At 39.4% G+C, this 5,996-nt stretch carries 6 protein-coding genes; 3 read left to right on the plus strand and 3 right to left on the minus strand.

What is annotated here, in order from left to right:
- Window positions 1–185 (plus strand): hypothetical protein (locus VB797_RS26015; RefSeq protein WP_323240658.1); only part of this gene is annotated, 185 nt, incomplete at its 5' end.
- 179 nt (window positions 186–364) lie between these two features.
- Here the strand turns inward: VB797_RS26015 and VB797_RS26020 are convergent.
- The 3 genes from VB797_RS26020 to VB797_RS26030 form a co-directional block, all read right to left on the minus strand.
- Window positions 365–802 (minus strand): anti-sigma regulatory factor, encoded by a 438-nt coding sequence (locus tag VB797_RS26020; RefSeq protein ID WP_323240659.1) that lies wholly within the window; start codon window positions 800–802, stop codon window positions 365–367.
- A 3-nt stretch (window positions 803–805) separates the two neighbouring features.
- Window positions 806–2,506 carry a SpoIIE family protein phosphatase gene (locus VB797_RS26025; protein WP_323240660.1) on the minus strand — a complete coding sequence of 567 codons (1,701 nt, stop codon included), beginning with the start codon at window positions 2,504–2,506 and terminating at the stop codon, window positions 806–808.
- A gap of 191 nt (window positions 2,507–2,697) precedes the next feature.
- The gene (locus VB797_RS26030) at window positions 2,698–3,408 is read right to left on the minus strand and encodes a response regulator transcription factor (protein WP_323240661.1); all 711 of its coding nucleotides are present in this window, start codon (window positions 3,406–3,408) and stop codon (window positions 2,698–2,700) included.
- Window positions 3,409–4,089: 681 nt separating this feature from the next.
- On the opposite strand from VB797_RS26030, the gene VB797_RS26035 reads away from it, so the two are divergent.
- Window positions 4,090–4,839, plus strand: coding sequence for a WecB/TagA/CpsF family glycosyltransferase (locus tag VB797_RS26035; protein ID WP_323240662.1), 750 nt, complete (start codon window positions 4,090–4,092; stop codon window positions 4,837–4,839).
- A 204-nt stretch (window positions 4,840–5,043) separates the two neighbouring features.
- Window positions 5,044–5,808 (plus strand): cell division ATP-binding protein FtsE, encoded by a 765-nt coding sequence (gene ftsE, locus VB797_RS26040; protein ID WP_323240663.1) that lies wholly within the window; start codon window positions 5,044–5,046, stop codon window positions 5,806–5,808.
- The last annotated feature ends 188 nt before the right edge of the window (window positions 5,809–5,996 follow it).

Genomic DNA, 5,996 nt, shown 5'->3' on the forward strand with positions numbered 1-5,996 from the left:
GTCATGGGTTCCCAGCCTCCGGCTGGGAACCAGTTAAATGCATGAGCCAAAAACGAATAAATTCTATCAAAGTCAACAGCCTAGGCAGAGCCTCCAACTACTGTATTCCTTGCCAGAGTCAAGGAACAAGTGACTTAAACGCTTCTTTCTTGTTCCCAGTCTCTGGCTGGGAATATATTGTATGAGGCTCTGCCTCCAACTACTGCATTCCTTGCCAGAGTAAAGGAACAAGTAATCGTCAAAGTTTTTGTATGAACTTTTATCCTCAAAAAAATCTATAAAAACTTATTTGATGCAACACATTTTCATAAAATGATTTGTAAATAAAAGGATTGGTGCAAACTGAGTCTAAGTTGATTTTTAACTAATTTTTGACCTTTTCTACTGTTTCGGGCAAACTGGCTTCTAACTTGAGACAATTACCGCCATTGACTTGCAATTCATACTCAACTTTGTCCATTAAACGGTTCATAATCAACCACCCATAGCCTCCTTCTTGCTTTTCTACGGGGCTAGGAGGAAAGTAAGTAGACATATCATAGCCTTCACCTTTGTCCCAAACTTCCAAGGCTAAATCCCTTTTCTTTAGTTCTAAACGAATCAAAATCGGAGCATGAGGTTTCTCTTTGTGAGCATGACGGACTGCATTTGAGTAAGCTTCAACTAAAACTAAGCGTAAACGATTTGATTGTCTAGTCCAATCAACCGATTCCCCTAATTCCGCTTGTAAGCATCCAAGCAGCCAGCTTTCCACAACAATTAAAAACTTCAAGTCACTTGGTACGTGAAGCTCGCTTTTCATTATTTACAAAACCTCCATTGAAAGTATAGTTTGATCGTCTTCTTGAACTTCAGTATCAAGATGGATGCGATTGAGCAATTTATTCAAGCTAAGTGGTTTTTCTTGCTCGATCAATAATTGCCAAAGTCCTTCTTGGTTGAGCATGGAACGTTTTAGCGATTCAATACCGTTTGATGATTCCTGACCCAAAGTATTGATAGAAACTTGAGCTTCAGTAATTCCATCACTCGCAAGTAGTAAAGTATCTGACTGAGCAAGAACTAATTCCCCAAAGTTTGCTTGCCAATCAGGCAATATACCCAAAGGTACTCCACGAACCTTGAGAAAATTTGGTTCGTCTGAACATGAATCTTTTTGGGAACAAACTATTGGGTAAATATGACCGGCGTTAGCGTAAACTAATTGCTTAGTCGCAGGAGAATATCGAGCTAATACCAAAGTAATGAAGTAATTGTTGCTTACAAGGTCATCCCCTAAAGCCTGATTTAAATTTTTCATGACTATATTTGGCATTGCAGGGGTTTCTTGAGATAATTCCCGACGCAGTACCGATATGGCACTAGCCATAAACAGTGCAGCAGGAACACCTTTACCGGAAACATCTCCTACAGCCAACCATAAATCGCCTTTGGGATGAACAAAAACTTCAAAAAAGTCCCCCCCAACTTCCCGCGCTGGATAGCAGCAAGCTTGTACCTTTACTCCTGCCATTTCAGGTAAACTTTGGCGGAGCAAATTGTGCTGAATTTGACGCGCAACTTCCAATTCGGCATGAATCTGGTCTTGCTTTTGCTGAAGACTTTGATAAAGCTTTGCTTGAGAAAGAGCTAATGCAGCTTGTTCTACAACCCCGGAAATTAGTTCAATGTCTTCAGCTTGCCAATTGCGATACGCTCGAAGCGTCGCCCCTTGGGCATCGCGTCGCTGTTGATGAAGAGCAAGTACTGCTTGTAAGTGTTGTTGATAAATCAGCGGTACGGCTAGTTGTTGGTAACTTTCGCCGTTATCATCAGTAAATTCTGTTAGTTCGCAATCACGGCTAACAAGAACTTTTTCCATTAATAAAGTCGGCTCAAAACAGCAATTTTCAGCAAGAGCGTTACTATCTTGATAAAAAAACTTATCTGGTGCTAATTCTTCTCCCTCGAACGGTCTAAGTACGCAACAAGTTGCTTCAAAAGTATGCCCAATTGTGGTCACAATTTTTTGCAGCATACTGCGGTAATCTAGGGATTCTCGAATCGCTTTAGTAACTGCATTAACTAAAGATTCTCGTCTTAAAGAACGACTTAAATCGAAAGTTCTTTTTTTTACTAAACGATAAGTTTGGGTAGCTTGATCGACAAGGGAGCGGAGTTGATCGGGTTTCCAAGGTTTAGTAATGTACCTAAATACTTGACCCGAATTAATCGCTTCAACTAAATCCTCGACATCGGTAAAACCTGTAAGTAAAATCCGAATCGTATCCGGAAAACGTTCCACCGTCAGACCGAAAAATTCCGTACCGTTCATCTCTGGCATTCGTTGGTCAGAGATAATTACAGCCATTTCGCCTTCTTTGTCTAGAATTTGCAGCGCAGTACGAGCATCGCTAGCCTTGAATACTTTAAAATCTCGCCTGAAAGTGCGGTAGAGTAAATCTAGGTTATCTAGCTCGTCATCTACCACCATTAATTTGAGTTTTCCTGCCTCAATCTCAGTCATAATTGACTTCTATTTACATATATTTTTCAGAGGCAAGACTGTATAAGTTTTATCTTGCCTGTCATGCTATTTGGGAACAAAAAGATAGTTGTTAACATCCCTATACAGTCCTAACACAAGATTGAATAAATGTAATATTTTTATCTGATTCTAACCTCTGTGATAATACTTAGGATAAATTTCCAAAAAGCCTATCCCACTAACCCCGAACGTAAAGCGCGGACTGCTGCTTGAGTGCGATCGTCAGCGCATAACTTGTTTAAAATATTGCGGACATGAGTTTTAACAGTTCCGACCGTAATGTAGAGTCTTTCGGCGATAATGGCGTTACTGCAACCTTCTACAATCAACTGCAATACTTCTAATTCTCTTTCGGTAAGAGTATAAGGGTCAATACTGTTTTCATCTCTAGCATTGTTGAAATCCGATTTTTCAACAAATTTATTATTCTGCGATCCTTGTGAATGTGGTGGATTTTCTTGTGCTTGCTGCAAAACAATGCGGGCGATCGCCGGGTCAATCCAAGAGTTACCATTGTGGGTATGACGTACCGCTTCGAGCAAATTATCATATTTATCCTTCATGCAGTAGGAATCTGCACCAGCCGCGAAAGCTGCAAGCACGGCTTCTTTACTATCGCGCAAAGTCAAAATCAAGATTTTAGTTTGCAATCCTGGTACTGCGGACTTGGCTTCTCTAGTTAACTCAATCCCATCAATATCAGGTAAACCAATATCTACGATTGCCACATCCGGTCGTAGCGTTTTTAATATTTTGAGTCCATCGGTAGCATTATCAGCTTCTCCTATTATTTCAAAATCAACATTTCGCTGTAATGCTGTCCGAATACCCAAACGGGTAAGGTCGTGATCTTCAATTAAAGCAACGCGAATTTTCGTCATGGTAACTTTCTGCTCGTTAAACTATTAACTGTAAAATTGAGTTTAGTAAAAAGTCTATAGAGATGCAGTTTCCTTCACATCTGTACTCTTAATGGTATAAAACTCACGAGTGGTGGTTGAGATTAGATCGATAAGGTATTCACTACTCATATAGTAAACGCTATAAATATACAATCTGAGTTAAGTGCGCCCGCTCAAAAGTATCTAATACTAAATAGTTTAAATATACGACTATATTAGTTAAAGTTAGTTAACTAATTCTCATGAGTGGTTAATTTATCTTATCAATTGTATTTGTGTTTGAAGTTAAACTCTAATATGTTTCGATTATTCTTTTGACCTCCTTTGTTAAAATTATACCGGCGTTTTGGAAGATACAGTTAGTTTATTTGCGATCGCTTATTTCAACTTCAGCCTGGAATTGCTATTTAAAGTACAAATTAAGACATAATATACTTGCTATTTTTAAGTATTCATAGTGATTTTTGTTTGTCAAAATATTTAGTAATTTGAACTACAAATTACAGTTAAAATAACTAGTTATCTTAATTAAGTTACAAATTTATTGCGATCGCAATAACTATAGGAGTTACAGCCATAAATACAATACAAACAATTAAGGAACAAATTTGATAAACTAGCTTCCATAAAACTTGGTGTGAGGCGAATCTAGGTTACAGCATGATTAAACCGCCTAAAGTATTTTCGGTTTTAGGATTACCAATTCATTTAACGACGAACTACCCAGGCTACTTGTTACAACGTTTGCAGCAAAGAATGGGAACTCATGTAGTGACGCTGAATGCAGAAATGACCATGCAAGCGGAACGAAATGAAACTCTTGCGACCATAATTAAAGCGGCTGACTTGGTAATTCCAGATGGTGCGGGGATAGTTTTATATTTACGATTACTTTTAAAACAAGATGTGCGCCGAATTCCAGGGATTGAATTAGCGGAAGCACTGTTGCGCGAAATTGGACAAAATGCTCCTGATTCAACAGTATTTTTCTATGGAGGAAAGCCCGGAACAGCAGCAGCAGCAGCACAATTTTGGCAGAAACAACTTCCTAATTTGAATGTAGTCGGAACTCATTCAGGCTATCATTCCCCAGAAGAGGAACAAAAGCTGCACTCCACGTTATCCCAATTACAACCCCAAGTTATTTACGTAGGTTTAGGAGTACCGCGTCAAGAACTATGGATCGAACAAAACCGTCATTTGTGTCCCCAAGCTACTTGGATCGGTGTGGGTGGTAGTTTTGATATTTGGTCTGGAACCAAAACTCGCGCTCCAGCTTGGTTAGGCGACAACAATCTAGAATGGCTATATCGTCTTTATCAAGAACCTTGGCGATGGAGACGGATGTTAGCTTTACCTCAATTTGCCTGGAAAGCCTTGATTTACGGTGTTAAAACCAAAGGTGCTTAAAGTAGGGAGGAGTTAGGAGTTAGGAGTTAGGAGTTAGGAATTAAGAGTTAGGAATTAGGAATTAGGAGTGCGAGCGTCTCGCTCGCTATCCATCCGCCAATCCCCCCATCCCCCTAATATTTAAATAAAGATTTGATATTCTCAGGCTTGCTCTGGGAATACTTATTTTGTATTCAATTTTTTATTTAATCCCAACAAACAGCGATGTCGGTTATTACAGATAAAAACACAATTGATAAATCTGCCGATCTTCCTCAAGAAAATAAAAATAAAGATAGGGACAGTAGCAGTAATTTTATGGTGCAACTGCGCTCTGTAACAAAAACCTATGCTAATGAGGCAAACGCTTTAGTAGATGTCAACTTAAACATCAAAAAAGGGGAATTTTTATTTATTACTGGACCGAGTGGCTCTGGGAAATCCACTTTGCTCAAATTACTGTATGGTGAGGAATTCGCAACCCAGGGAGAGGTGATTGTTGACGATCGCAATGTGGCTGCTTTACGCGGAGACGGCTTGTCTTTATTGAGACGACGCATTGGTGTTGTTTTCCAGGACTATAAGTTAATTCCCCAGCGAACTGTAAAAGAAAATATTTCTGTTGTCCTACAAGCTCAAGGCTACACCCGCAAGGAAATTCAAAGACGTTTAGAACCTACTTTAAAATTAGTAGGCTTACTAAGTAAAGCTAATTCTTTTCCCGATCGCCTTTCTGGAGGAGAGCAACAACGGGTAAGTATGGCAAGAGCAATTGTTGCAACTCCACCACTGCTTTTAGCAGATGAACCAACCGGGAATCTAGACCCAGATAATTCTTGGCAAATAATGCAAATACTAGGTAAATTAAATTCTTTCGGGGCTACAGTAATTGTTACTACTCATGACGAACACTTGGTAAGACGTTGTAACAAAAGAGTAGTAAAAGTACGCGATGGAAAAGTATATGAAGAATTAGGAGTTAGGAGTTAGGAGTTAGGAATTAAGAATTATAAAATTATTTTTAGTGGGAGCATCTTGCTCCCTTTTATTTAAAAAAAATTTCCCATCTCCTCATCCCCAATGCCCCATTCCCAATGCCCAATGCCCAATGCCCCATTCCCAATGCCCAATGCCCCATTCCCAATGCCCAATGCCCAATGCCCAATGCCCAATGCCCA

The sequence above is a fragment of the Rivularia sp. UHCC 0363 genome, from assembly GCF_034931125.1.
Taxonomy (GTDB): domain Bacteria; phylum Cyanobacteriota; class Cyanobacteriia; order Cyanobacteriales; family Nostocaceae; genus Rivularia.